Source organism: Shewanella dokdonensis, from assembly GCF_018394335.1.
In the GTDB taxonomy this organism is placed as follows: Bacteria; Pseudomonadota; Gammaproteobacteria; order Enterobacterales; family Shewanellaceae; genus Shewanella; species Shewanella dokdonensis.
The window spans coordinates 1,759,464-1,785,915 of record NZ_CP074572.1; the positions used below are offsets into that span (position 1 = coordinate 1,759,464).

The window sequence follows — 26,452 nt, forward strand, 5'->3', positions numbered from 1 at the left end:
GCTTTCGTTCTCTTACTTCAATCAAGCTTTGTAATTCACTCAAGCTTCTTTGAAACCCATCTGGGTTGTATGGTTAAGCCTCTCGAGTCATTAGTACAGGTTAGCTAAACGCCTCACAACGCTTACACACCCTGCCTATCTACGTCCTGGTCTCGAACGGCTCTTTAGTGGACTCAAGTCCAAGGGAAGACTCATCTCGGGGCTCGCTTCACGCTTAGATGCTTTCAGCGTTTATCAATTCCGAACATAGCTACCGGGCAATGCCATTGGCATGACAACCCGAACACCAGCGGTTCGTTCACTCCGGTCCTCTCGTACTAGGAGCAACCCCCTCAATCTTCCAACGCCCACGGCAGATAGGGACCGAACTGTCTCACGACGTTCTGAACCCAGCTCGCGTACCACTTTAAATGGCGAACAGCCATACCCTTGGGACCGACTTCAGCCCCAGGATGTGATGAGCCGACATCGAGGTGCCAAACACCGCCGTCGATATGAACTCTTGGGCGGTATCAGCCTGTTATCCCCGGAGTACCTTTTATCCGTTGAGCGATGGCCCTTCCATTCAGAACCACCGGATCACTATGACCTGCTTTCGCACCTGCTCGACGTGTCTGTCTCGCAGTTAAGCTGGCTTGTGCCATTACACTAACCGTACGATGTCCGACCGTACTTAGCCAACCTTCGTGCTCCTCCGTTACGCTTTAGGAGGAGACCGCCCCAGTCAAACTACCCACCAGGCACTGTCCCTAATCCCGTTCAGGGACCCAGGTTAGAACATCAACACTGCAAGGGTGGTATTTCAAGGTCGACTCCATCAGGACTGGCGTCCCAATTTCATAGTCTCCCACCTATCCTACACATGCAGGGTCAATGTTCAGTGCCAAGCTATAGTAAAGGTTCACGGGGTCTTTCCGTCTAGCCGCGGGTATACGGCATCTTCACCGCAATTTCAACTTCACTGAGTCTCGGCTGGAGACAGCCTGGCCATCATTACGCCATTCGTGCAGGTCGGAACTTACCCGACAAGGAATTTCGCTACCTTAGGACCGTTATAGTTACGGCCGCCGTTTACCGGGGCTTCGATCATGAGCTTCTCCTAAGATGACCCAATCAATTAACCTTCCGGCACCGGGCAGGCGTCACACCGTATACTTCCTCTTGCGAGTTCGCACAGTGCTGTGTTTTTGATAAACAGTTGCAGCCAGCTGGTATCTGCGACTGCCGTCAGCTCGGGGAGCAAGTCCCTCCACCAACAGCAGCGTACCTTCTCCCGAAGTTACGGTACCATTTTGCCTAGTTCCTTCAGCCGAGTTCTCTCAAGCGCCTTGGTATTCTCTACCCGACCACCTGTGTCGGTTTGGGGTACGATTCCTGCTAACCTGAAGCTTAGAAGATTTTCCTGGAAGCTTGGCATTAACCACTTCATCACCTTAGTGACTCGTCATCAGCCCTCAGTATTATGTGCCCGGATTTGCCTAAGCACACTACCTACAGCCTTAAACGCGGACGACCGACGCCGCGCTGGCCTAGCCTTCTCCGTCTCTCCATCGCAGTTAGCAGCAGTACGGGAATATTAACCCGTTTCCCATCGACTACGCCTTTCGGCCTCGCCTTAGGGGTCGACTCACCCTGCCCCGATTAACGTTGGACAGGAACCCTTGGTCTTTCGGCGTGGAGGTTTTTCACCCCCATTATCGTTACTCATGTCAGCATTCGCACTTCTGATACGTCCAGTGTGGGTTACCCCTTCACCTTCATCCGCTTACAGAACGCTCCTCTACCGCTCATCCATAGGATGAACCCGTAGCTTCGGTGAATTGCTTAGCCCCGTTACATCTTCCGCGCAGGCCGACTCGACTAGTGAGCTATTACGCTTTCTTTAAATGATGGCTGCTTCTAAGCCAACATCCTAGCTGTCTAAGCCTTCCCACATCGTTTCCCACTTAGCAATTACTTTGGGACCTTAGCTGACGGTCTGGGTTGTTTCCCTTTTGACGACGGACGTTAGCACCCGCCGTCTGTCTCCCGAGTAGTACTCATTGGTATTCGGAGTTTGCAAAGAGTTGGTAAGTCGGGATGACCCCTAGTCTTAACAGTGCTCTACCCCCAATGGTATTCGCTCGAGGCGCTACCTAAATAGCTTTCGAGGAGAACCAGATATCTCCCGGTTTGATTGGCCTTTCACCCCCAGCCACAGGTCATCACCGTCTTTTTCAACAGACGTGTGTTCGGTCCTCCAATTGATGTTACTCAATCTTCAACCTGCCCATGGCTAGATCACCGGGGTTCGGGTCTACACCTAGCAACTATTCGCGCAGTTAACACTCGGTTTCCCTACGGCTCCGCTATTCGCTTAACCTCGCTACTAAATGTAAGTCGCTGACCCATTATACAAAAGGTACGCAGTCACGGTCTCAAGAACCGCTCCCACTGCTTGTACGTATACGGTTTCAGGTTCTATTTCACTCCCCTCACTGGGGTTCTTTTCGCCTTTCCCTCACGGTACTGGTTCGCTATCGGTCAGTCAGGAGTATTTAGCCTTGGAGGATGGTCCCCCCATCTTCAGACAACATACCACGTGTGTCGCCTTACTCGTTTTCATCATCGGTTAGCTGTCGTGTACGGGACTATCACCCTGTACCGTGGTGCTTTCCAACACCTTCCACTAACACCCCAATGACTTAAGGGCTACTCCCCGTTCGCTCGCCGCTACTAGGGGAATCTCGGTTGATTTCTTTTCCTCGGGGTACTTAGATGTTTCAGTTCTCCCGGTTCGCCTCTGCATGCTATGTATTCACATACAGATAGTTGCTTATGCAACTGGGTTGCCCCATTCGGATATCTGTGGCTCAACGGGTTTTATCACCTCACCACAGCTTTTCGCAGATTAACACGTCCTTCATCGCCTCTGACTGCCAAGGCATCCACCGTATACGCTTAGTCGCTTAACCATACAACCCGGATGAGTTTCCTCTACCGAATCGTATCAACGACCCATATTGGTTTTTCTTTCGCCTTGATGTGTTTCATCGCTGAAACACTAGAATCACAAAACACTTGATTGAAGTATTTTGAGAACTCATTTCGATTAAATATCGCTATTTAATCTCTACTATCAGCTTTCCAAATTGTTAAAGAACAAACATCACTTCCGTAATGCCGGTTTGAGACAAACCTATCTGTGTGAACACTCACAACAAATTTCATCGTTTAGGTAAGGAGGTGATCCAGCCCCAGGTTCCCCTAGGGCTACCTTGTTACGACTTCACCCCAGTCATGATCCACAAAGTGGTAACCGCCCCCCTAAGGTTAAGCTAGCTACTTCTTTTGCAAACCACTCCCATGGTGTGACGGGCGGTGTGTACAAGGCCCGGGAACGTATTCACCGTGGCATTCTGATCCACGATTACTAGCGATTCCGACTTCATGGAGTCGAGTTGCAGACTCCAATCCGGACTACGAACAGCTTTTTGGGTTCCGCTCCACGTCGCCGCTTTGCTTCCCTCTGTACTGTCCATTGTAGCACGTGTGTAGCCCTACTCGTAAGGGCCATGATGACTTGACGTCGTCCCCACCTTCCTCCGGTTTATCACCGGCAGTCTCCCTACAGTTCCCGGCATTACCCGCTGGCAAGTAAGGATAAGGGTTGCGCTCGTTGCGGGACTTAACCCAACATTTCACAACACGAGCTGACGACAGCCATGCAGCACCTGTCTCAGAGTTCCCGAAGGCACCAATCCATCTCTGGAAAGTTCTCTGGATGTCAAGAGTAGGTAAGGTTCTTCGCGTTGCATCGAATTAAACCACATGCTCCACCGCTTGTGCGGGCCCCCGTCAATTCATTTGAGTTTTAACCTTGCGGCCGTACTCCCCAGGCGGTCTACTTAATGCGTTAGCTTGAGAGCCCAGCGTTCTAGACGCCAAACTCCGAGTAGACATCGTTTACGGCGTGGACTACCAGGGTATCTAATCCTGTTTGCTCCCCACGCTTTCGTGCCTGAGCGTCAGTCTTCGTCCAGGGGGCCGCCTTCGCCACCGGTATTCCTCCAGATCTCTACGCATTTCACCGCTACACCTGGAATTCTACCCCCTCTACGAGACTCTAGCTTGCCAGTTCGAAATGCGATTCCCAGGTTGAGCCCGGGGCTTTCACATCTCGCTTAACAAACCGCCTGCGCACGCTTTACGCCCAGTAATTCCGATTAACGCTCGCACCCTCCGTATTACCGCGGCTGCTGGCACGGAGTTAGCCGGTGCTTCTTCTGTCAGTAACGTCAATGTGCTGAGGTATTAACTCAACACCCTTCCTCCTGACTGAAAGTGCTTTACAACCCGAAGGCCTTCTTCACACACGCGGCATGGCTGCATCAGGGTTTCCCCCATTGTGCAATATTCCCCACTGCTGCCTCCCGTAGGAGTCTGGACCGTGTCTCAGTTCCAGTGTGGCTGATCATCCTCTCAGACCAGCTAGAGATCGTCGCCTTGGTGAGCCCTTACCTCACCAACTAGCTAATCCCACCTGGGCTTATCCATTCGCGCAAGGACCTAAGTTCCCCTGCTTTCCCCCTTAGGGCGTATGCGGTATTAGCAGTCGTTTCCAACTGTTATCCCCCTCGAATGGGCAAATTCCCAGGCATTACTCACCCGTCCGCCGCTCGTCATCAAACTAGCAAGCTAGTTCATGTTACCGCTCGACTTGCATGTGTTAGGCCTGCCGCCAGCGTTCAATCTGAGCCATGATCAAACTCTTCAATTAAAAGTTTTGACTCTAATGAATGACTGTTCTATTCGAACACTCTTCAGTGAGTTTTAAATCGTTTTGCGATTTCATTCACTGCGAGTGCCCACACAGATTTGCTTGTCTCATCAATTGTTAAAGAGCGTTGCTCGGGGTTCTCTCCGAGCAGGGAGGTGCATTCTACACCACCCCAACTTGGCGTCAAGTGGCTTGCGCCAATCTTTTTCGCCCAGACAAATCAGCGTCTCCGCCTTGCCTATGCACCGCCAGCGCTTCGCTGTTGCCGTGTCAGTGGGTGCGCATTATAGGGAGCTTAATCTTTTGTGCAAGTACCAATTTACAAGAAAATAGCGATTTTTATCTGTTTGCCCACTATTTCGCCCAAGGAGTGATTTTTTGTCCGTATAATGGTGAAAACAGCAGCAAACTTGAGATGGAACGATCTGATAATGACAAATTTAAGACCTTACCAAGGCATTACTCCTAGGCTTGGGCAGCGCGTATATATTGATGAGGCCTGTGTCCTGGTCGGAGACATTACCCTTGGTGACGATGCCAGTATCTGGCCGTTGGTCGCTGCAAGAGGCGATGTTAATCGCATTATCATTGGTCAGCGCAGTAATATTCAGGATGGCTCGGTGCTCCATGTTACCCGCCGTTCAACGAACAATCCTGAGGGTTATCCACTTATCATTGGTGATGATGTCACGGTTGGCCATAAGGCGATGCTGCACGGCTGTACCATAGGCAACAGGGTACTGGTCGGCATGGGCGCGATTATTCTGGATAATGTGGTGGTGGAAGATGATGTGATTATTGGGGCTGGCTCTGTAGTTCCGCCGGGGAAACGCTTGCAGGCGGGATACTTGTATATGGGCAACCCGGTTCGCCAGGCCAGAGTTTTGTCTGAACAGGAACTCAAATTTTTGCCGGCATCCGCTGATAACTATGTGCGTCTGAAACAGGAATATCTGCAACAGTATGAAGCAGGGGAAAAGCGCTAGCCGATGCTAATATTGCCCTGACAGTCAAAGGCTTCTTCAGTTATCAGCGCTTCGGCCATTTCTTCCAAGTCAAAGCGCTGTAGTTCAAACACCTTAATAGTGTCATCTTCACTAACTAATTGCGGCGCAGAAAATTGCTGTAGATAACGACGTGAGACCTGACATCTGATGAGGTTTCCCTGTTGTTGGGCAGTAAACTCTACCACCTCCAGTTCCGCGACCCAGCGCACCAGTTCATTGAAAATCACCGATTGGTTCATGCTGTATGCTCATCCGCCAACTGTTGTCTTAGCTGTTGCAGTACAGCTTCGACTTGTGGCATCACGCCTCGCCATAAGTAAAAACTATATGCGGCCTGCCCGACCAGCATGCCCAAGCCATCGATTGCCTGAGTCGCGCCGTTAGCTTGGCACCACAGGTTAAATGCTGTTGGTGCGGTGCCGTACATCATGTCATAGCAAAATGCTTGGCTAACGACGCCGCTTGGAATGGCTGGTACACTCCCAGACAAGCTGGCAGAAGTGGAATTAATCACAACGTCATAAACGCCAACCAATTGCTCAGCACGCACCGCGTGCACTTTTTCTGAGTGCAATGCCGCCAAAACCTCAGCCTTGCTGAGGGTACGATTGCAGATATCAATTTGGGCAACACCCGCCGCCAGCAGAGGTAACAGACAACCACGAGCAGCGCCACCTGCACCTAGCAGCAACACTTTTTTATCCAACAAGGATATAAAACGTTGTAAATCAGTGACTAAGCCAATGCCATCGGTATTGTCACCGCGGATCCGCCCATCTGCCAGCTTGATGAGCGTATTCACTGCACCGGCCATTTGTGCCGCATCACTCAGTTCATCACACATGCGATATGCTTGCTCTTTAAACGGTACGGTCACATTCGCCCCACAGCCACCAGCGGTAAAAAACTGTTTGGCAGTGCCAACAAAGTCGTCTAACGGCACCAAGGCCGCCTCATAACTCATATCGGTATTACTCTGCTTAGCAAACGCCTGATGGATCAAAGGGGATTTACTGTGCTTAATAGGATTGCCGAAAACGACATATTGATCTGTCATGATACGGGATTAACAACGGATGATTGTTGCAGTGTACCCTTGAATGACTTTAGGCAGCAATCGCGACCAAGCCGAGACTGTGTATACTGACAGCGAAGTAACAACGTGAGATAGCGATGAACTGGATTAAAAAGATACTTGGCCGTGAAAATACTGACAGAGACCCGGCACAATCTAACGCCTATGATTTGATTGGAGGTGACAAAACTATTCGTGCCATCGCCAAGCATTTTTATCAAACGATGCAGCAGCGCGAAGATACTCAACAACTACTGGCAATTCACCCCCATCCGTTATCGCAATCAGAACAAAAACTATATGAATTTCTTAGCGGTTGGCTTGGTGGGCCACAACTGTTCCAACAAAAATATGGCAATCCGATGCTGAGAGCACGGCATATGAATTTTGCCATTGATGACAATATGCGTGATCAATGGCTGCTTTGTATGAAAGTGGCACTGGAACAATCGGTCAAAAAGCCTGAACACCAACATGTGATTTATCAGGCAATAGCTCAATTGGCCGACCATATGCGTAACCAATAACCTTTGAATTAGATTATTGGTTAGTTTTACCAAACAATTACCGGGCTAACCAATCTCTGGGTTTAAGATAATTCTGGTAAAGATCGGCTTCTGGAGAACCCGCTTCAGGTTGATAGCTATATTGCCAGCGCACTAAAGGAGGCATCGACATCAATATCGATTCTGTTCGGCCGCCAGTCTGCAATCCAAACAATGTGCCCCGGTCATAAACCAGATTGAACTCCACATAACGGCCACGACGATACAGCTGGAACTGGCGCTCACGCTCACCATAAGGAGTGTCTTGGCGTTTTTCTACGATAGGCCGATATTGCTCGATAAAGCCATTGCCCACCGCCTGCATAAAAGCAAAACACTGCTCAAAGCCACCAGCATTAAGGTCATCAAAAAACAACCCGCCAACGCCGCGAGTTTCTTGTCGATGAGGCAAATAGAAATACTCATCACACCATTTCTTATACTTAGGGTAAACATCGGCCCCAAATGGCTGACACAAAGCTTGTGCTTGTTGATGCCATTGCTGCACATCTTCTAGGAAGGGGTAATACGGCGTTAAATCGAAACCGCCACCAAACCACCAGACAGGATCAGCGTCCGGTTTACGGGCGATAAAGAAACGTACATTTGCATGAGTCGTGGGCACATAAGGATTACGGGGATGGATCACCAGAGACACGCCCATGGCTTCAAAACTGCGGCCCGCCAGTTCTGGACGATGCGCCGTAGCAGATCCCGGCATCGCATCTCCGGTGACATGGGAAAAGTTAACGCCAGCTTGCTCAAACACCGCACCATCCACCAGCACCTTGCTTTTTCCGCCGCCACCTAAAGGCCGCTGCCAGGCATCTTCGATAAACTTGGCGGAACCATCCAGCTGTTCCAAAGCCTCACAAATCTTTTGCTGTAATTGCTGTAGATATTGCTTCACCATGGATGAATCAGGTGCGGTCATACTAGCTCCTTAATGGTTTATCCCTGTCGCAACACCTTACCGCTGCGAATATCAATAATGGTTGATGGTTGGCGCTGTTCACCTAGCGGCCCCGAGATTAACGCATCCAGCTTGCCATCAAATGTCTGTAAGATCTCTGCGGCGGTGACCGCTGGGGCTTCACCAGCGAGATTGGCACTGGTCGAAATAATCGGCTTATTCACTAAATCACAGAGTTCCCGAACCAGCGGATGCGCCGACACCCGCACAGCACAAGTATCAAACTGACCACGGACAAACTTTGATAAAGAGGCTCTGACCGGCATGATAAAAGTAAAAGGGCCGGGCCATTTAGCAAAAGCGCTGGCTAGCTGCGCCTCGGTTACTTGCGTTGCATCAATATAAGGGCGCAACTGTGCAAAATTACTAGCCACCATAATCAGCCCTTTCTGCCACGGCCGCTGCTTAATCTCCAAAATACGCTGCACCGCAGCTTCATTGTCAGGATCACAACCTAAGCCATAGACGGCTTCTGTGGGATAAGCGATTACACCACCGCGCAGTAAAATCTCTTTACTGGCGGATGCCGGTATTTGCAACATCATTATACCTTTACACACAAGATGCTAATGGCGGCTAATGCCGTCGAGGGACTGAGAATTATAGCGATATCAATGACCGGCACCAACCATTGTTTGACACAGATCACAAAAGCTTTTTGAAGCTACAATTTTTTTGTGGGCACTCTAGCCGCACGCCGCCAGCACCACGCCGTTCGACTAAGATAGCAAAACCACATTCGGGGCATGTCTCGGCTCGCGGCGGATAGTTCACCAAATATTTGCAGTTAGGGTAATCGCTACAGGCGTAAAAGGTTTTACCAAAGCGACTGGTTCTCGACTCCAACTTGCCATGATGGCATTGCGGACAGGTAACCGCTGGTTGTGTCGGTTGCTGATCATGTTTTTCGATGTGTTTACATTCAGGGTAACGGGTACATCCAATAAAGATACCAAAGCGTCCGGATTTCACCGCCAATTCTGCGCCACATTCAGGGCAGACTGAACCCGGGAGCGGCTGCGATTCGATGGCTTCATGCTGCACCAAGGGCCGGTTATAATCACAACTCGGATAATTACTGCACCCCAAAAAACTGCCATGTTTGCTATGACGAATATGCAACTCAGCCCCGCACTTGGGACAAACTTCATATTCGCGTTCTAGCGCGTGTTCCCGAGTATTGAACAGTTGCTGGTCAATTTTGGCCATAAATTATTCGCTCACTAACTCACAATGGGTTAATCATACCACGTCATCCACAAGGATTTCGGACATCAAAAAAGAGGCATTGCGCCTCTTTCTTCAACCGCTGATTTAGGAATGTAATCGCCCATCCGGTTGTTCAAATATCAGATCCTCCATCTGCGCATAGGCAGATTCGTTACCAGGCACATTGAACAGCACCATCAGGATCACCCATTTAAGATCTTCGAGTACCAAAGATGAATCATCTAGCTCCATCACTCGGTCGATAACCATTTCGCGGGTATTGAAATTGAGCACGCCAATCTCTTCCAAGAACAACAGGAAACCGCGACATTCCACATCCAGTTTGTCGATTTCTTCTTTGGTGTAAATCCGGAAAGAGTAACTGTCATTGGTTCTGACATAAGGTGTATCACTTTCCTGCAGAGCAGCTAAACGCTCAAGCCAGCTGAGTGCTTTGAGGATTTCTGACTGATGAAAACCTGCACGAGTCAGTTCTTTGGTCAACTCATCTTCGTCGACCATCAGTTCAACTTCACTATGAACATAGTTTTCAAACAGATACATGAGGATATCAAACATGGCTAGTTCCTCTTGAGTCTAACGTAACCACCGGGTACTGCGGCAACCCAACCTTGTAATTCAAGTTCAAGCAATTGTTCCAACACCAGATCCAACGTTATACCGCTCTGTTCAACCACAACATCAAGTGGTGTGGTCTCATACCCTACACTAGCTAACAGCGTTTTAAATGGCAACTGCGAGTTGTGTTCTGTTTGTAACGGAACATAACTCGGTAGTGCTTGCAGATGACTCTGCAACAACGGCGACAGCTCTTCTATTATATCGGCCAGTGACTCTACAAGCTTTGCCCCATTTTTAATTAAATCGTGGCATCCTTGATGATCACCACTGAGCACAGCGCCAGGAATGGCAAACACTTCGCGCCCTTGTTCCATGGCCGTTCTGGCACTGATCAGAGAACCACTGCGGCGTCTGGCCTCAACCACTAGGGTTCCCAGCGCGAGGCCGCTGATTATACGGTTTCGTTTAGGAAAATTCCCAGCAAATGCTGTGACCTCGGGCCAAAATTCGCTGATTACTGCACCATGCTGTTGAATATCTTCGTAAAGTTGCCGATGGCGTTTGGGGTAAATTTGTTCGATACCGGTTCCGAGTACCGCTACCGTCTGGCCACTGTGGCTTAATGCCCCTTTATGAGCAGCACCATCAATACCTGCCGCCATACCACTGACAACAGCAAGCCCGATACTATCCAATTCCGCCGCAAACTGAAACGCTAGTGATAAACCACCATGGCTGGCAGCACGACTGCCCACAATAGCCACAGATGGACGTAATAACGTCTCGGGATGGCCTTTGATAAACAGTATTGAAGGAGGATCGGCAATTTGCTGTAACAGCGGTGGATATAATGGGTCAGCGCGGCAAATGAGGTGATGATGTGACGCTTGCTGCTGCCATAGCTGCGCCATTTCAACCTTGCGCCAGACGGCCGCGGTTAGTGGCACTGGCAGCGTTAATGACAAAGACTTGGGTTCATGTTCCAGTCTTTGCCGTAACTCTGACACATCCATGTGTTCAAGCAGTTGTCCAATCCGTAGCGGGCCAAGCCCGGATACTGCACTGACAAACAACCAGTCGACCAGAGACTCGTCTGTCATTCCCCTTTCAGTATGGTCACAGGTTTGGTGAGAATATCCCCCACCCGCACTGGACGCTTATCCACCAAGATCAGCCCCATGCTGGTCTTGTCGAAAACCTTAAACACCAATAGTTGACCGCGATAAAGATTTGGCAGTTTTACCGCGCTATCACTATCCATGGCAGCCAATAGCTTGTCATAGGCAGACTGCTCACCAGGCAGCACGGGGATATTATCATTGCCAATGACCACTTCATCTCCGGGCTTAAAAATAGTAAATACCTGCCCGGTTTCCACGCCATCTTTGCGACCCCGGTCGATATAGGCGATATCAAACTTGCCCATTTCGCGGATATCTTTTTCAGATGCCATGACTTTGGCGCCAGAGACAGTGCCAGCACGCGGCATCAGGTAAGCGGACATGAACGCATCATCTTCAACAGAGAAAGCCCGAAAACCCGCTTTAGTTTCGCGGAAATTATTCAGTAATAAAACTTTAGAAACATCACCCGACTCTGTCACCCGGCCAGTCGCGGTAAGAATAGCTTCCTGTCCTAACGCATCACCACTGGTGTCATCCTCAAATTTACGGCCAGGCTGATAAATGCCCAATTTAGTGCCTGCGGGAAGATTACCGCGAATATAAATAACATTGTCTGCTACGTGATGCTTGGACGGGCTTTCTCCACCCAAAACCATCGGCTGTTGTTGCAACCACTCAGCATCAACAATACGATTTTGCACCAGATACGGTTCAATTAACGCCAAATCCACCAGCGGAATCGCGCCACCTTTAGATTTAATGCGCCCCTCAGGACTGTTGCGTACAAAAGGCTTGTTGACTAACCGCGGTTCACCATCAATGAATACCAATGTCAGGTGATCGCCTGGATAAATCAGATGAGGATTAGCAATTTGCGGATTGGCCCCCACAATTTTGGCCAACGCCAAGGATCTTTCAGGAACATCGCCGAAATGTCCCATAATGTATCGCCTTTTTCACCACATATGTGTCGGGATGCCCGGCTTTTAGGGTTAAAACATCCGCGTATACCCAAGAACACATCAGTGACAGTAACGCAAAAAAAGTAAACCTTTTCATGGGCCCATCCGTATGGTGTGGCTCAAAATATGATTAATAATGAGCTTTTTCTGTTATTGACAGCCGCTAAGGATTAAAATTACGCATTAGCACGAACATTATAACCAACTCGCGTGGTTTTAACACAATTGTTACGAGTTACCTATGGCTTTGTTAAATGTACTAAGATTCCCCGATGAACGACTGCGAACGATCGCCGAACCTGTGACTGAATTTAACGCAGCACTACAGCAACAGATCGACGATATGTTCGAAACTATGCATACCGAAAAAGGTATTGGCTTGGCGGCCACCCAAGTAGATTTCCATAAACAACTGATTGTGATGGATCTACAAGACGAAGTGGCCCGCCCACAAGTGTTTATCAATCCCAAAATCATCAGTGCTAGCGGTGATTTCTGCAATGAAGAAGGCTGTCTGTCTGTACCGGGGATCTATGCCAAGGTCGACAGAGCAGAATTTGTGACCGTAACAGCGCTGGATCGTGACGGTAATGAATTTACCGTTGACGCCGATGGTTTGTTTGCTATCTGTATCCAACACGAAATGGATCACCTGAAAGGTAAGTTGTTTGTCGATTACCTGTCACAGCTGAAGCGTCAGCGCATCAGGCAGAAACTCGAAAAAACAGCCCGTCAGGAAGCCAAGCCAGGCCTGACCTTTAATCAAACGGGAATTATGTTGACGTCCTTGAAAGTAATATTTGCCGGGACACCGGATTTTGCTGCCCGCCATCTACAGGCACTGCTAGCCTCCGAACACGAGGTTATCGCCGTATACACACAACCCGATCGGCCCGCCGGACGGGGGCATAAGTTGATGCCAAGCCCGGTGAAAACGGTAGCACTTGAGCACAACCTGCCTGTGTATCAGCCCAAAACCCTACGTGATACAGAAGCACAGCAGCAATTAGCCGCATTAGGGGCCGATATCATGATAGTGGTCGCCTATGGGCTGATCCTACCGCAGGCAGTATTGGATGCTCCGCGATTAGGCTGTATTAATGTCCACGGTTCCATTTTACCCCGCTGGCGTGGTGCTGCACCTATCCAGCGGGCAATTTGGGCCGGCGACCAAGCAACCGGGGTCACCATTATGCAGATGGATGCCGGGCTCGACACTGGCCCCATGCTACTAAAAACCCAGTTGCCCATTACCGCCGCCGACACCTCAGCGAGTCTTTATGAAAAACTAGCACAGCAAGGCCCACAAGCTTTACTGCAAGCACTGCAAGGGTTGGCCGCCGGCACGCTAAATGCGGAGCCGCAAGATGACAGCTTGGCCTGTTATGCTGACAAGCTCAGTAAAGAAGAAGCAGTTATCCACTGGCAAAAGCCTGCTAAAGCTTTGTGGCAGGAGATCCGGGCATTTAATCCATGGCCGGTAAGCTATTTTGTGTGGCAACAGCAACCGATCAAAGTTTGGCAGGCCAGCGTTGAATCATCAGCGCATACCGAACAACCAGGCACAATCGTAAGCGCCGACAAACACGGCATCGTGGTAGCCACGGGTGATGGTTTGTTACGACTGCAAACTCTGCAACTTCCGGGGAAAAAGCGACTGCCGCGGCGGATATTCTTAATGCACGCGCCGACTGGTTCACGCCAGGAACCCGACTGGAGACAGTATGCGACTGAATCTCCGAGCGCTTGCGGCAACGGCCGTTTATGCGGTTCTCGAGCAAGGTCAATCGCTATCATCGGCGTTACCCACGCAACAACAAGCCCTATCCAATCCCAAGGATAAAGCATTGTTGGCAGAGCTATGTTATGGCGTCATGCGCGTTCTGCCACAGCTTGATCAATGTGTTTCGGCCTGTTTGAGCAAACCATTTAAAGGCAAACAGCGGATCATTCATCAGTTGCTATTGATAGGCTGTTATCAGTTATATTTCACCCGCATCCCCGCCCACGCCGCGATTTCAGAAACCGCAGAAGCCTGTCGGCAACTGGGCCATGAAAGCTTAGTAAAAGTGGTAAATGGTGTGCTACGTAACATCCAACGCCAGCAACCGCCACTCTCAGAAGCCAACAGCACGCTGAAATACAACTTTCCAGCTTGGATCATCAAAAAGCTGCAAGCGGCGTACCCTGAGCAATGGCAGCAAATCATCGACAATAGCCAGCAACGGCCGCCCATGTGGTTGCGGAATAATCGGCAGCAACAAAGCCGCGAGCAGTATTGTCAGCAATTGCAGGAACAGGCGATAGCAATCAGCGTTGGCAGTAGCGATGACGCGATAATGTTGCAAAATCCCATCGATGTAGCGCAACTGCCCGCTTTTAACGCAGGAGCAGTGTCAGTTCAGGATGGCGCCGCACAATGGGCAGCACAATTACTTGATGCCCAAACGGGCGAACTGGTACTCGATGCCTGCGCCGCCCCAGGTGGTAAAAGCTGCCATATTCTGGAGCGTACACCGGGAGTTCAACTGGTAGCGGTGGATAATGACAGCAAACGCTTAGCGCGGGTCAGCCAGAATTTGCAACGGCTGGGGTTAGAAGCTCAAGTGATTAGCGGAGATGCCGCAGCTATCAACACTTGGTGGCAAGGGCCAAAATTTGATCGCATTTTGCTAGATGCGCCCTGCTCCGCAACGGGGTGATTCGTCGCCATCCGGATATCAAATGGCTCCGTAAAGCTGCTGATATTACCGAGTTAAGCCAATTACAAGCACAAATTCTGGATCATTGTTGGCAATGGCTCCGGCCTGGCGGCATATTACTTTACGCCACCTGCTCCATCATGCCGGAAGAAAACCACCAGCAGATAATGGCATTTCTGGCAAGGACGGCAGATGCTGAACTACAACCCATCACAGCTTCGCAAGAAAATTGCTCACTAGACTGGCAAATACTTCCCGGACAGGACAATATGGACGGGTTTTACTATGCAAAGCTGCGAAAAATCGATACAGCTTAAAGCGCAATCCCGGGAAACATAAGCATGAAGATCATTATCCTCGGCGCTGGTCAGGTTGGCGGCACACTGGCTGAAAATCTGGTAGGTGAGAATAACGACATCACGATAGTTGACAGTGACCGCAACCGTCTCCGGGCACTGCAGGATAAATATGACCTCCGGGTGGTTGCCGGGCATGCGGCTAACCCCGGCGTGCTACAGGAAGCAGGCGCTGAAGATGCCGACATGTTAGTGGCGGTAACTAACAGTGACGAATGCAACATGACCGCCTGTCAGATTGCTTACACGCTTTTCGGAACCCCCACCAAAATCGCCCGTATCCGTTCAGAACAATATCTCGCCATCCGCGACAAGCTTTTTATCGATAGCGAAACCAAAAATACCGAAAGCAAACTGCGTGGTGGTTTTGTTATCGACGAGCTGATAGCGCCAGAGCAGTTGGTAATTACTTACATACACCGTTTGGTAGAGTATCCGGGCGCCTTACAGGTGCTGGACTTTGCTGACGGCAGAGTCAGCCTCGTTGCTGTCCGCGCTTATTATGGCGGTCCTTTAGTCGGTAATGCGTTAGCGGCATTACGGGAACATATGCCCAATATTGATACCCGGGTTGCGGCTATTTTCCGTCAGGGGCGCGCTATCATGCCGCGAGGAACTACCATCATCGAAGCCGATGATGAAGTGTTTTTTGTTGCAGACAGCCGCCACATTCGCGCAGTCATGAGCGAGATGCAAAAGCTCGACAACTCTTATCGCAACATCATGATTGCCGGGGGCGGTAACATTGGCCTGGGGCTGGCAAAGAAACTAGAGAAAAACCATTCGGTAAAGCTGATCGAGCAAAAACAGGAACGAGCAGAACTACTGTCAGAAAAACTACAGAACACCACGGTATTTTGTGGGGATGCCTCCGATCAGGAGCTACTGCTGGAAGAACACATCGACCAGACCGATGTGTTTATCGCCGTAACTAACGACGATGAAGCCAATATTATGGCCGCCTTGCTGGCTAAACGTATGGGCGCCAAAAAAGTCATGGTGCTGATCCAGCGTGAAGCCTACGTAGATATTGTGCAGGAAGCGAATATCGATATTGCGATTTCACCACAGCAAGCCACCATATCCTCGCTGTTGACCCACATCCGCCAGGGAGATATCTGTAATGTTTATTCGCTGCGGCGTGGCGCGGCGGAAGCCATTGAGGCGATAGCCCATGGCGATGCCAGCACCAGTAAAGTGGTTGGCAAACAGGTCGGCGAAATCAAATTACCGCCAGGAACCACCATTGGTGCTATTGTGCGCGACGAGGAGGTGCTGATGGCTCATGATCGCACCATCATTGCCCAAGGTGACCATGTGATTTTGTTCCTGGTGAATAAGAAGTTTGTCAGCGATGTTGAAAAGCTATTCCAGCCAAGTGCCTTCTTCTTCTAGGTTACAACAATGCTGAATTTTAAGCCGCTGCTGTTTATTTTGGGATTATTCCTGTCGATGCTGACAGGCTTTATGTTTATCCCGCTGGCGTTTGCGCTGGTCTACGGTGAAGAAACCGTAATGGCTTTTCTGATCTCGGCAATTTTTACCGGTATTTTCGCCAGTATTTGCGTGCATAGAGGCCAAAGCGGCAAGCTGCATCTGAACATTCGAGACATGTTTTTACTGACCAGTCTGACTTGGGTCATTGTCAGCCTGTTTGCCGCAATGCCATTTACCCTGTATCACGGGATCGGTTACACCGATGCGTTTTTGAAACCATGTCCGGGGTTACCACCACAGGTTCTACCGTCTTATCCGGCCTGGATAATATGGATCACAGCATTCTGATCTGGCGTTCATTGTTGCAATGGCTGGGGGCATAGGCTTTATTGTGATGGCGGTTGCTATTCTGCCGTTCCTCAACGTTGGGGGATGCGGCTGTTCCGAACCGAGTCGTCAGATTGGTCTGATAAAACGATTCCCAGAACGCAAAGTCTCGCCAAATATCTGTTTATTGTTTACGTTGGGCTGACTGTCGCCTGTGGTATGGCTTATCACTGGGCAGGTATGAACTGGTTTCAAGCCATCAATCATGCCATGACCACGCTGTCTACCGGCGGTTATTCCACCTCAGATAACTCCATGGCGGCATTTCCAGAACGTTGCCACTGGGTAGGCATTGCCTTTATGGCCACCGGTGGTTTACCGCTGTTAACTTTCGCTCAAACCATTCAAGCCCGCACGCTTAGGGTGTGGAACGACACACAGATCAAAGGCTACTTATTATTTCTGTTATTTGTGTCATTAGGATTAGCGATATGGCTAAGCACCAGTAAAAACTTGGCTTTTATCGATGCGTTAAGGCTCTCCGCCTTTAACGTGGTGTCAGTTGTCACCACTACCGGATATGGCCTTACCGATTACGGCCAATGGGGCGCTTTGGCGGTAATCAGTTTTCTGTTTCTGATGCTGGTTGGTGGTTGTTCCGGCTCCACCGCTGGTGGCATTAAAATATTCCGCTTCCAGATTGCTGTAGCTATCATGCGTGAGCAGCTGAAACAGCAATTCCATCCCAATGGGATTTTCCGTGAACGTTATAATAATCGCCCAATCAACGAAGAGATTGTACGTTCGCTGGTAACCTTCATGATGTTGTTTATGCTGGTAATTGTGTTACTGGCATTGATCCTGGTGCTCTGTGGACTCGACCCCATGACCAGCCTTTCCGGTGCCATTACCGCCGTCACCAACGTTGGCCCAGGCTTAGGCCCAGTGATTGGCCCTGCCGGTAACTTTGAATCGTTACCGGTAGTCGCCAAATGGGCATTGTCGATAGGTATGCTACTGGGACGATTGGAAATTCTAACCGTTGCCGTGCTATTTCATCCCAGCTTCTGGCGTTATTGATCCGTTGTAATCAATGTCAGCAGATGGTCGGCATAGCTTTCAAGATCCTGATAATCGGTGTAATCAATCACCGCTTTAGGATCGGTTGGGCCATGGGTGATTTTCATAATCAACCGGATCATCTGTTTATCCAGCCACCCCCAGGAAGGGTAATCCACTTTACCCGCAATGACCTTAACATCCTGCGGTTTCCAGGCAGAGAGTTCCAAAAATTTCTGCAAATAGCGGTTATTTTCCGGAATACGTTTTTCTGGATTACGGGCCACAACATTAACAGAAAAGAAGCTGATGGCTTTTGCTTGTAATTGCTGTAAATGTTTACTGCAAAAGGCAAAAACGCTTTTGTCATAAGTGCCATATAACACACAGGCACCAAACACCACCGCATCCCAGCGCTCCCAGTCAATGCCCTCTTTTTCAGCTTCAAGCAAGTCCATCATTTCACATTGGTGTCCCTGCTGCTGAATGCGGTGGGCAATACATCTGGAGATCCTAGCGGTATGGCCGCCTCTGGAATAATAGAGAACCAAAACAGATTTCATAGCAATACCTGCTCAACCTAATAAAAATCAACAATAAAAGATGATAATGACGAATATGAAAGTAAAATACAGTGATAATGACCAAATAGGACAAGCGGTTGCTGCATTTTGATGGTAAAAGTGAGATCCAGCTAAAAGACTGGTCAGTTGTCCGGCACTTAACATTCAATTAGAATCATCTAATCAAGAAGTAGAGGTAACGAGAAACATGCCACCTGTAGATATTAATATTGACGCGATGCTGTCGAATGCCGAGGTTGCCGCGAAATGGTTAAAGGCGGTCGCCAATCCGTATCGGCTGATGATCCTCTGCCTGTTACTGGATAAAGAACTCAGTGTCACTGAAATCAATGAGGCTGTGCCGTTGAGCCAATCGGCGTTATCTCAGCATCTGGCTGTATTGCGTGCAGAAGATCTGGTTGATACCCGCAAGAGTTCACAAATAGTTTATTACAGCCTTAAAAATCAGCAAGTTACTGAAGTTATTTCCATCCTACATCGTAAATTCTGCGCCGCTGAATGTTAAGTAACATCAGCGAGCCGCAAATTCCCTCGCAAACTGCCGCACTAGCTCCCAGTCTGTAAATTCATAGGCTCGGGAGGTGTCGGTGGGTCCTTTGGTAAGCCACATAATGAAACGGATAGCGGCACGGTCTAACCAACCATAATCGGCATAGACGATTTTGCCTGCGAAAACGCCCAATTGCTGCGGTTGCCATAATGACAGTTGCAGAAACTTCGCCATATAGGGATTTGTCTGTGGCGTATTTTTCTCTGGCTTGCGCGCTACCACATTCACGGTAAAAAAGCTGTTTATTCTGGCATCCAGCAACGTCTTATAGCGATTAACAAACTGATAAAGTGCTGGACGATGTTTGCCATAACGGATACTGGCACCAATCAATACCTTATCGCTTTGTTGTAGTTGTTTTTCAGTGGTTTGAGAGAGTTCGCTCAAGGTCACCTGCTCTCCTGCGGCTTCTAATTCAGCTGCTATTGCCTGACAAATCCGCAGAGTTTGCCCATCCACCGTTGAATAAATAATCAGGGTATTACGCATCAGTCTTTCCAAAAGGTTGGAGTAAAAAGCACCAGTAAAGTAAAAATTTCCAAACGCCCAAACAACATGGCCACCACCAGCACATATTTGGCACCATCGGACACATTTGCATAGTTGGACGCCACATCTCCTAATCCAGGGCCGAGATTGTTCAGGCACGCAGCGGTAGCACTAAAGGAGGTAATAGCATCCATTCCCAGAGCCATCAGAATTAACATGCTGATAAGAAACACCAGCGTGTAAGCTGAAAAGAAGCCCCACACGGCATCCACAACCCGGTCCGGTAGCGAACGATTACCAATACGGATGGCAAACATTGCCTTAGGATGGATCAGCCGTTTTAACTCCCGCGCCCCTTGTAAAAACAGCAACACCACGCGAATCACCTTGATACCCCCAGCGGTCGAGCCGCCACTGCCCCCAATGAAGCTAGAAAAAATCAGCAAGATGGGTAAAAACAATGGCCAAGAATGGAAACTCTCGGTGCTGAATCCGGCGGTAGTTGAGATAGACACCGCCTGAAATAACGCATAGTCCAATGTTTCCTCTGGGGAATCGTAAATGCCGCTATGAAGTAACGTCAAAAAACAGATAGCGCCCAATACCAGCTGGATCAGGATCAGCGCTTTGAATTCAGCATCATGGAAATAAACCCGAAAGTTAATGCCGCGTCGGGAAAAAGCCGCAAAATGTAAACTGAAATTCACGGCGGCAATAAGCAAAAACACCATGCAGATCAGGTTAATCAACGGGCTTTGATAATAGCCGATACTGGCATCATGAGTCGAAAATCCACCAATAGCGATGGTTGAAAATGCATGACATACCGCATCAAACAGATTCATGCCGGCATACCAGAACGCCAGGGCGCAAGCCACGGTAAGCAGCAAATAGATATACCACAATGTCTTGGCTGTCTCGGCAATTCTAGGGGTCATCTTAGAGTCTTTCACCGGTCCAGGGATTTCAGCCCGATACAGCTGCATACCACCGATACCTAGAACCGGCAAAATAGCGACCGCCAACACAATGATCCCCATACCACCGAGCCATTGCAGCAGATGCCGATAGAAGAGAATGGCCTTAGGTAAATGATCGAGTCCCACAATTACTGTGGCACCGGTAGTGGTTAACGCAGAAAACGACTCAAAGACACTGTCCGCTAACGACAATTCTGGCTGTTTGACTAACAGAAACGGCAGCGTCCCGATAATCCCCAACACAGTCCAGAATAAAACAACAATGAGAAAACCCTCTCGGGTTCGCAAATCAGCTTTATGATGTCGATTGGGGTACCACAACATAAACCCTAACATCAAGCTAAGTACAAATGCCTGGATAAACGCGGTACCGCCGCCGTCTTCGTAAAATAATGCCACCAATGCTGGCGGCACCATAGTGAGGGAAAACAAGCCCACCAATAATCCGGTTATGCGGGTAATAGTGCGATAATGCATTCAGCCCTTTTGCCAAGTTGCTTAGTAGGTAAGCTGCGTATTGTTACACAGTTTTTAATAGGCTTCATCGGAAAAGCACAGTTGCAGCTGTCCCTGGCTAATCCGTTGCAATTTCTCGGCAAGCGCCCCTTTGGCCGATATGGGGATTGCCAGATGTAATGACACATTTTCAGCAAATTGCCGCTCAACAATCACCACATGAAACAGCGACAAGTAATGTTCCACATCGGGTAACTGTGCATAGCCACAGTATAAACGAGCGGCCACTGTTTTTACCTTAATTGTCAGTGATAACATTTTCAGCGCATGTTGCACCCCAGAGCTGTAGGCGCGTACCAAGCCACCAACGCCTAGCTCTATGCCACCAAAATAGCGGATAACAACCACACCCACTTCTCCAATGCCTGAGCCTTTCAATACCGCCAACATTGGGCGACCAGCGCTCCCCGAAGGTTCGCCGTCATCACTGCTGCTCACGGCTACATCATCATTTGGCTCTGACATTATCGCCGCCTGACAATAATGCGTGGCAGCAGGATAAGTTACCCGTAGTTGCGCCAGCTTATCTCTCAAAACTGCAGCAGAAGGACAATGGAATAACACAGTGATAAAACGGCTGTGTTTGATCTCTTCTTCAAAAACCACTTCACCCTCAGGTATTGGGTAACTATCGGCCACCGGCATCCTCTATCGCTAAATCGCCCTAAAATCTTTAAGTTATTTTGCCCGTATCGTAGGGATTATCGCAACTTAAGGTGGTAATAAGCGGCATATTCGACTTAAGGATAATCCCTCAAATATGGCGCGCTACCACTTTGAATAAGTCAAATGTCATCAAACACTTGAGACTCAATACCTCCCAATATAATCACGTAAAAATGACCAAAATTAAACGATCGTTTTAATTGACTGTTGTATTTTGCTATTTTTAACCGCAAACTGAGCAGCAACTGGCGTACTGCCAAGTACTCGCAGCCCTGCGCATAAGGAATGCAAGCATGATCTATAAAAGTAATACAATTCACGTTGAACTGCTTGACAGTAAAATTGCAAATCTATGTTTTAATTCAACAGGTTCTGTTAATAAATTTGATCGAGAAACGCTGACATCACTCAATGAAGCGCTGGATGTTATCAAAGCAACTGCCGACATTCGTGGCCTTGTTCTCACCTCAGCTAAAGACAACTTTATTGTTGGTGCCGACATTACCGAGTTTCTGGCATTGTTCGCGCAAGAAGATGAAGTGCTTTTATCATGGTTGCAGTTAGCGAACAGCATTTTTAACAAGCTGGAAGAGTTGCCTTATCCAACAGCAGCTGCGGTTAACGGCTACGCCTTGGGCGGTGGCTGTGAAGTTATCTTATCGACAGATTTCCGCATCGGCGATAGCTCTGCAAAAGTAGGTTTGCCAGAAACTAAACTGGGGATCATCCCAGGTTTTGGTGGCACGGTACGGTTACCGCGGCTTATCGGCGCCGATAATGCGCTTGAGTGGATCACTACGGGTAAAGAGCAGCGCCCAGAGGATGCTCTCAAAGTAGGATTTTTTGATGCCGTTACTTCCCCTGAACACCTGCAAAGTGTGTTATTGCAAATGTTAGAAGATGCCATTGCCGGCAAACTCGATTGGCAAAGCAAGCGCAAACAGAAACAACAACCATTGAAATTGGACAAAATGGAAGCATTAATGGCCTTTTCCACCGCTAAGGGGATGGTGTTTGCAGTTGCAGGTAAACATTATCCCGCCCCAATGGCGGCTGTTGGCGTTATTGAGCAGGCAGCCAATATGGCGCGTCAACAGGCATTGCAGGTAGAACATCAGGCGTTCATAAAACTCGCTAAAACAGATGTGGCGAAAGCCCTTATTGGTATTTTCCTCAACGACCAACTCGTCAAAAGTAAAGCCAAGAAAATCATTAAGGCTGCCCATCATATTGACCAAGCCGCCGTTCTAGGGGCAGGAATTATGGGTGGTGGTATCGCTTATCAAAGTGCCAGCAAAGGCACGCCTATCGTGATGAAAGACATTAACCATAAAGCGTTGGAGTTAGGCCTCTCAGAGGCGGCCAAATTACTGACAGCACAGTTGGAACGTGGTCGTTCATCGCCGCAGAAAATGGCACAGGTATTAAATGCGATTACACCAGCATTGGATTATTCCGCAGTCAAGCCAGCCAATATTGTTGTTGAAGCGGTTGTAGAAAATCCCAAAGTGAAGAGTACCGTCTTAGCAGAGGTTGAACAGGTCGTGGCTGATGATGCCGTTATCGCATCCAATACTTCCACGATATCTATCGACTTGCTGGCTACCAGTCTTAAGAAACCTGAGCGGTTCTGCGGTATGCATTTCTTCAATCCGGTGCATAAAATGCCGTTGGTAGAGGTTATTCGTGGCAAAAACACCGCCGACAGCACCATTGCAACCGTGGTGGCTTATGCCAGTAAGATGGGCAAAACACCGATTGTAGTGAACGACTGCCCTGGTTTTTTTGTGAATCGAGTGCTGTTCCCCTATTTTGCCGGTTTCAATGCTTTGATTGCTGATGGTGCTGATTTTGCGGCGGTCGATAAAGTCATGGAAAAACAGTTCGGTTGGCCAATGGGCCCAGCCTATTTGCTTGATGTTGTTGGTATGGATACGGGGCATCATGCACAAGCAGTGATGGCGCAAGGCTTTCCAGAACGGATGGCGACTAGCGCTAAAGATGCCCTACAACTGATGTTTGCACAAAATCGCTTAGGGCAAAAAAATGGCGCAGGTTTCTACCGCTATAGCCCAGATAAAAAAGGCAAGCCCAAAAAGGAACGGGATAATGCAGCCTATGAATTGTTAGCTGCGGCTTTTGGCCCAGTAAAGGAATTCAGTGCTGATGAAATTATTGCTAGAACCATGATCCCCATGATTAACGAAACCGTGCGCTGTTTGGAAGAAGGTATCATTGCCTCTCCGGCTGAAGCCGATATGGGGTTGGTGTATGGCTTGGGCTTTCCTCCATTTAGGGGTGGCGTATTCCGCTATGTAGAAACTATGGGGCTCGCCAATTATGTCGCTTGGGCTGATAAATATGCCCATCTTGGGCCGCTGTATCAGGTAACTGATGCCATGCGACAACTTGCCGCAGAAAACGGCCACTATTATCAGAATTGATTTAAGGAATTTACCATGAAAAATGCAGTTATCGTTGATTGTATTCGCACCCCCATGGGACGTTCCAAAGGCGGTGTTTTTCGGAATGTGCGGGCAGAAACCTTATCTGCTGAGCTTATGAAATCTTTGTTACAACGAAATCCACAACTACCGCCTACCGATATTGAGGATGTGATTTGGGGCTGTGTGCAACAAACCTTGGAACAAGGGTTTAATATTGGCCGTAATGCAGCACTACTTGCAGGACTCCCAAAAGAAGTTGGCGCGGTCACCGTTAACCGTCTTTGTGGCTCGTCGATGGAAGCCATCCATCAAGCAGCAAAGTCTATTATGGTTGGTATGGGCGACACCTTTATCATTGGCGGTGTAGAGCATATGGGCCATGTGCCAATGACTCATGGCGTTGATTTTCATCCAGGCCTATCTGTGAATGTTGCTAAAGCCTCAGGAATGATGGGATTGACGGCAGAGTTACTCGGCAAATTACATGGGATTAGCCGCGACATGCAAGATGCCTTTGCTGTGAGATCTCATCAGCGCGCTTATGCTGCGACCGTGGAAGGACGATTCGCTAAGGAGATCCAAGCCATTAATGGTCATGACAGTAACGGCGCTTTAGTCTCTGTTGACTATGATGAAGTTATTCGCCCCGAAACCACGCTGGAATCCCTTGCCGCATTAAGACCGGTATTTGACCCTGCCAATGGCACTGTGACAGCAGGAACATCATCAGCATTGTCTGATGGTGCAGCCGCCATGCTAGTCATGGAAGAACAAAAAGCCAGAGATTTAGGTTTACCCATTCGCGCCAGAATCCGCTCAATGGCAATCGCGGGTTGCGATCCAGCAATTATGGGTTATGGCCCAGTCCCGGCAACCAAGAAAGCATTAAAACGCGCAGGCATGACGATGGCCGATATTGAGTTGGTAGAACTGAATGAAGCCTTCGCAGCACAATCCATTCCTTGTGTTAAGGATCTGGGCTTATTAGAGCAGATGGACGATAAGGTCAACTTAAACGGTGGAGCAATTGCCTTGGGTCATCCATTAGGATGTTCTGGCGCCAGGATATCGACTACATTGATTAATCTGATGGAATCTAAAGATGTGTCCATTGGCTTAGCCACCATGTGTATCGGTCTTGGCCAGGGAATCGCAACCATCTTTGAACGGGTGTAGTTTCTAGTTTTCTTCTTCCCCTTCAGCCAGCTTAATTAAGCTGGCTTTTTTATGTTCCACGTGAAACATACCTAAAAGTTTGCACTGACCTTGGTTCTCAACCGCAGCTTGCAGTAACATACTAGCTAGATTTTCTGGCCTTACTTACGTTCTCAAGAGGTAAGAATGAACGAAGATTTTGCTAGCGCGAAACATCAGCTTGATGCCTTGGGGTTGCGCTGTCCTGAACCTGTGATGATGCTGCGCAAAAAGGTTCGGCATATGGCGGATGGCGAAACATTACTGATCATTGCCGATGACCCAGCAACAACAAGAGATATTCCAAGTTTTTGCCAATTTATGGATCATACCTTAGTGGCAAGCGACACAGCGGCAACGCCCTACCGCTATTTAATCAAAAAAGGACTCTGACAGGAGATTTTTATGGAGTTACTCGCAATCGCTTTTAAGGAAGGACGTAAAACTCCGATGTTAGAGCTAGACAGTGCAGACATTTCAACACAAACAGGTGTTGAGCATGATGTTTTTGGAAAACCGGGGCCACGCCAAGTTACTGTGTTATCAAAGCTACAATGGCTCGATACCTGTAATGAACTAAACACCTCCATTCCATGGATAGCGAGAAGAGCCAATTTATTAATTGATGGTGTTCGCTTTAATGCCGATAGCGTGGGGCAATATCTAAAAATTGGTAATGTCATTCTGGAAATCACGGGAGAGACTAATCCCTGCAAAAACATGGAGAAGGAATTTCCAGGCCTTGAAGCCGCATTGATGAATGACTGGCGCGGTGGCATTACATGCAGTGTATTGAAAGGCGGCACAGTAAAAAAGGTGATGAGGTTATTCTTTCAGACCAACCCGCATAACTCGATTCTAAAAAGATGTTCCACGTGGAACATCTTTTCCTTGAAGGCTTAACTAATT

At 48.8% G+C, this 26,452-nt stretch carries 19 protein-coding genes, 2 rRNA genes and 5 pseudogenes; 12 read left to right on the forward strand and 14 right to left on the reverse strand.

The features are described 5' to 3' along the window. Window positions 1–69: 69 nt before the first annotated feature. Window positions 70–2,954 (reverse strand): 23S ribosomal RNA (locus KHX94_RS08480). A gap of 264 nt (window positions 2,955–3,218) precedes the next feature. Then, a 16S ribosomal RNA gene (locus tag KHX94_RS08485) occupies window positions 3,219–4,759 on the reverse strand. Together the 16S and 23S rRNA genes form the textbook arrangement of a ribosomal RNA operon. A gap of 431 nt (window positions 4,760–5,190) precedes the next feature. Between KHX94_RS08485 and KHX94_RS08490 the strand changes: the two genes are divergently transcribed. Next, window positions 5,191–5,745: a gamma carbonic anhydrase family protein gene (locus KHX94_RS08490; RefSeq protein ID WP_213683071.1), complete on the forward strand. Its 555-nt coding sequence runs from the start codon at window positions 5,191–5,193 to the stop codon at window positions 5,743–5,745. Here KHX94_RS08490 and KHX94_RS08495 read toward each other — a convergent pair. Both KHX94_RS08495 and aroE read right to left on the reverse strand, forming a co-directional pair. After that, window positions 5,742–6,005 (reverse strand): DUF1488 family protein, encoded by a 264-nt coding sequence (locus KHX94_RS08495; RefSeq protein WP_213683072.1) that lies wholly within the window; start codon window positions 6,003–6,005, stop codon window positions 5,742–5,744. The two genes, KHX94_RS08490 and KHX94_RS08495, sit on opposite strands and share 4 nt — an antisense overlap. Further along, window positions 6,002–6,823 carry a shikimate dehydrogenase gene (gene aroE / locus KHX94_RS08500; protein WP_213683073.1) on the reverse strand — a complete coding sequence of 274 codons (822 nt, stop codon included), beginning with the start codon at window positions 6,821–6,823 and terminating at the stop codon, window positions 6,002–6,004. The genes KHX94_RS08495 and aroE overlap by 4 nt, the downstream gene beginning before the upstream one ends. A 116-nt stretch (window positions 6,824–6,939) precedes the next feature. On the opposite strand from aroE, the gene KHX94_RS08505 reads away from it, so the two are divergent. Then, entirely contained in the window at window positions 6,940–7,368 is a 429-nt protein-coding gene (locus tag KHX94_RS08505; protein WP_213683074.1) for a group II truncated hemoglobin, read from the forward strand. A 37-nt stretch (window positions 7,369–7,405) separates the two neighbouring features. Here the strand turns inward: KHX94_RS08505 and hemF are convergent, their stop codons facing one another. The 6 genes and pseudogenes from hemF to KHX94_RS08535 all read right to left on the reverse strand — a co-directional run bounded on the left by hemF (window position 7,406) and on the right by KHX94_RS08535 (window position 12,333). Then, a complete protein-coding gene (hemF, locus tag KHX94_RS08510) occupies window positions 7,406–8,320 on the reverse strand; it encodes an oxygen-dependent coproporphyrinogen oxidase (RefSeq protein ID WP_213683075.1) in 915 nt (304 codons plus the stop codon). A gap of 17 nt (window positions 8,321–8,337) precedes the next feature. Beyond that, window positions 8,338–8,901 carry an L-threonylcarbamoyladenylate synthase type 1 TsaC gene (tsaC, locus tag KHX94_RS08515; RefSeq protein WP_213683377.1) on the reverse strand — a complete coding sequence of 188 codons (564 nt, stop codon included), beginning with the start codon at window positions 8,899–8,901 and terminating at the stop codon, window positions 8,338–8,340. A 103-nt stretch (window positions 8,902–9,004) separates the two neighbouring features. After that, window positions 9,005–9,568 (reverse strand): DNA topoisomerase family protein, encoded by a 564-nt coding sequence (locus KHX94_RS08520; RefSeq protein ID WP_213683076.1) that lies wholly within the window; start codon window positions 9,566–9,568, stop codon window positions 9,005–9,007. Window positions 9,569–9,673: 105 nt separating this feature from the next. After that, a complete protein-coding gene (locus KHX94_RS08525) occupies window positions 9,674–10,147 on the reverse strand; it encodes a DUF494 family protein (protein ID WP_213683077.1) in 474 nt (157 codons plus the stop codon). Window positions 10,148–10,149: 2 nt separating this feature from the next. Next, complete coding sequence (gene dprA, locus KHX94_RS08530) at window positions 10,150–11,250, reverse strand: DNA-processing protein DprA (protein WP_483315919.1); 1,101 nt, start codon at window positions 11,248–11,250, stop codon at window positions 10,150–10,152. Then, a pseudogene (locus KHX94_RS08535) lies at window positions 11,247–12,333 on the reverse strand (LysM peptidoglycan-binding domain-containing protein). Before KHX94_RS08535 ends, dprA begins: the two are co-directional and overlap by 4 nt. Window positions 12,334–12,477: 144 nt before the next feature. Here KHX94_RS08535 and def point away from each other — a divergent pair. From def to KHX94_RS08560, 5 genes and pseudogenes are all read left to right on the forward strand, one after another. Further along, window positions 12,478–12,948: pseudogene (gene def / locus KHX94_RS08540) on the forward strand (peptide deformylase); the annotation flags it as partial. A gap of 66 nt (window positions 12,949–13,014) precedes the next feature. Next, a pseudogene (gene fmt / locus KHX94_RS08545) lies at window positions 13,015–13,970 on the forward strand (methionyl-tRNA formyltransferase). Continuing rightward, window positions 13,967–15,255, forward strand: a pseudogene (rsmB, locus tag KHX94_RS08550) (16S rRNA (cytosine(967)-C(5))-methyltransferase RsmB). The pseudogenes fmt and rsmB overlap by 4 nt, the downstream one beginning before the upstream one ends. Window positions 15,256–15,279: 24 nt before the next feature. Further along, window positions 15,280–16,689: a Trk system potassium transporter TrkA gene (gene trkA, locus KHX94_RS08555; RefSeq protein ID WP_213683078.1), complete on the forward strand. Its 1,410-nt coding sequence runs from the start codon at window positions 15,280–15,282 to the stop codon at window positions 16,687–16,689. A gap of 9 nt (window positions 16,690–16,698) precedes the next feature. After that, window positions 16,699–18,138: pseudogene (locus KHX94_RS08560) on the forward strand (TrkH family potassium uptake protein). On the opposite strand, the gene hemG (KHX94_RS08565) reads toward KHX94_RS08560, so the two are convergent. Next, on the reverse strand, window positions 18,132–18,680 hold the full coding sequence (gene hemG / locus KHX94_RS08565) for a menaquinone-dependent protoporphyrinogen IX dehydrogenase (protein WP_213683079.1): 549 nt from the start codon (window positions 18,678–18,680) through the stop codon (window positions 18,132–18,134). The pseudogene KHX94_RS08560 and the gene hemG (KHX94_RS08565) overlap by 7 nt on opposite strands. Before the next feature lie 208 nt (window positions 18,681–18,888). Between hemG (KHX94_RS08565) and KHX94_RS08570 the strand changes: the two genes are divergently transcribed. Continuing rightward, a complete protein-coding gene (locus KHX94_RS08570) occupies window positions 18,889–19,206 on the forward strand; it encodes an ArsR/SmtB family transcription factor (protein WP_213683080.1) in 318 nt (105 codons plus the stop codon). A 6-nt stretch (window positions 19,207–19,212) separates the two neighbouring features. On the opposite strand, the gene hemG (KHX94_RS08575) is transcribed toward KHX94_RS08570, so the two are convergent. From hemG (KHX94_RS08575) to KHX94_RS08585, 3 genes are read right to left on the reverse strand one after another with little or no spacing between them, the layout of a single operon-like run. Next, entirely contained in the window at window positions 19,213–19,740 is a 528-nt protein-coding gene (hemG, locus tag KHX94_RS08575; RefSeq protein ID WP_213683081.1) for a menaquinone-dependent protoporphyrinogen IX dehydrogenase, read from the reverse strand. Further along, window positions 19,740–21,197, reverse strand: coding sequence for a TrkH family potassium uptake protein (locus KHX94_RS08580; protein ID WP_213683082.1), 1,458 nt, complete (start codon window positions 21,195–21,197; stop codon window positions 19,740–19,742). The genes hemG (KHX94_RS08575) and KHX94_RS08580 overlap by 1 nt, the downstream gene beginning before the upstream one ends. 54 nt (window positions 21,198–21,251) lie before the next feature. Continuing rightward, window positions 21,252–21,875, reverse strand: a complete 624-nt coding sequence (locus KHX94_RS08585; RefSeq protein ID WP_213683083.1) for a YigZ family protein — start codon at window positions 21,873–21,875, stop codon at window positions 21,252–21,254. Between the two features lie 320 nt (window positions 21,876–22,195). Between KHX94_RS08585 and fadB the strand changes: the two genes are divergently transcribed. The 4 genes from fadB to KHX94_RS08605 all read left to right on the forward strand — a co-directional run bounded on the left by fadB (window position 22,196) and on the right by KHX94_RS08605 (window position 26,446). After that, window positions 22,196–24,346, forward strand: coding sequence for a fatty acid oxidation complex subunit alpha FadB (gene fadB, locus KHX94_RS08590; RefSeq protein WP_213683084.1), 2,151 nt, complete (start codon window positions 22,196–22,198; stop codon window positions 24,344–24,346). A gap of 15 nt (window positions 24,347–24,361) precedes the next feature. After that, the gene (gene fadA, locus KHX94_RS08595; protein WP_213683085.1) at window positions 24,362–25,525 is read left to right on the forward strand and encodes an acetyl-CoA C-acyltransferase FadA; all 1,164 of its coding nucleotides are present in this window, start codon (window positions 24,362–24,364) and stop codon (window positions 25,523–25,525) included. Between the two features lie 165 nt (window positions 25,526–25,690). After that, on the forward strand, window positions 25,691–25,936 hold the full coding sequence (gene tusA / locus KHX94_RS08600; protein WP_213683086.1) for a sulfurtransferase TusA: 246 nt from the start codon (window positions 25,691–25,693) through the stop codon (window positions 25,934–25,936). Window positions 25,937–25,948: 12 nt separating this feature from the next. Then, window positions 25,949–26,446: an MOSC domain-containing protein gene (locus tag KHX94_RS08605; RefSeq protein ID WP_244859381.1), complete on the forward strand. Its 498-nt coding sequence runs from the start codon at window positions 25,949–25,951 to the stop codon at window positions 26,444–26,446. Window positions 26,447–26,452: the final 6 nt, after the last annotated feature.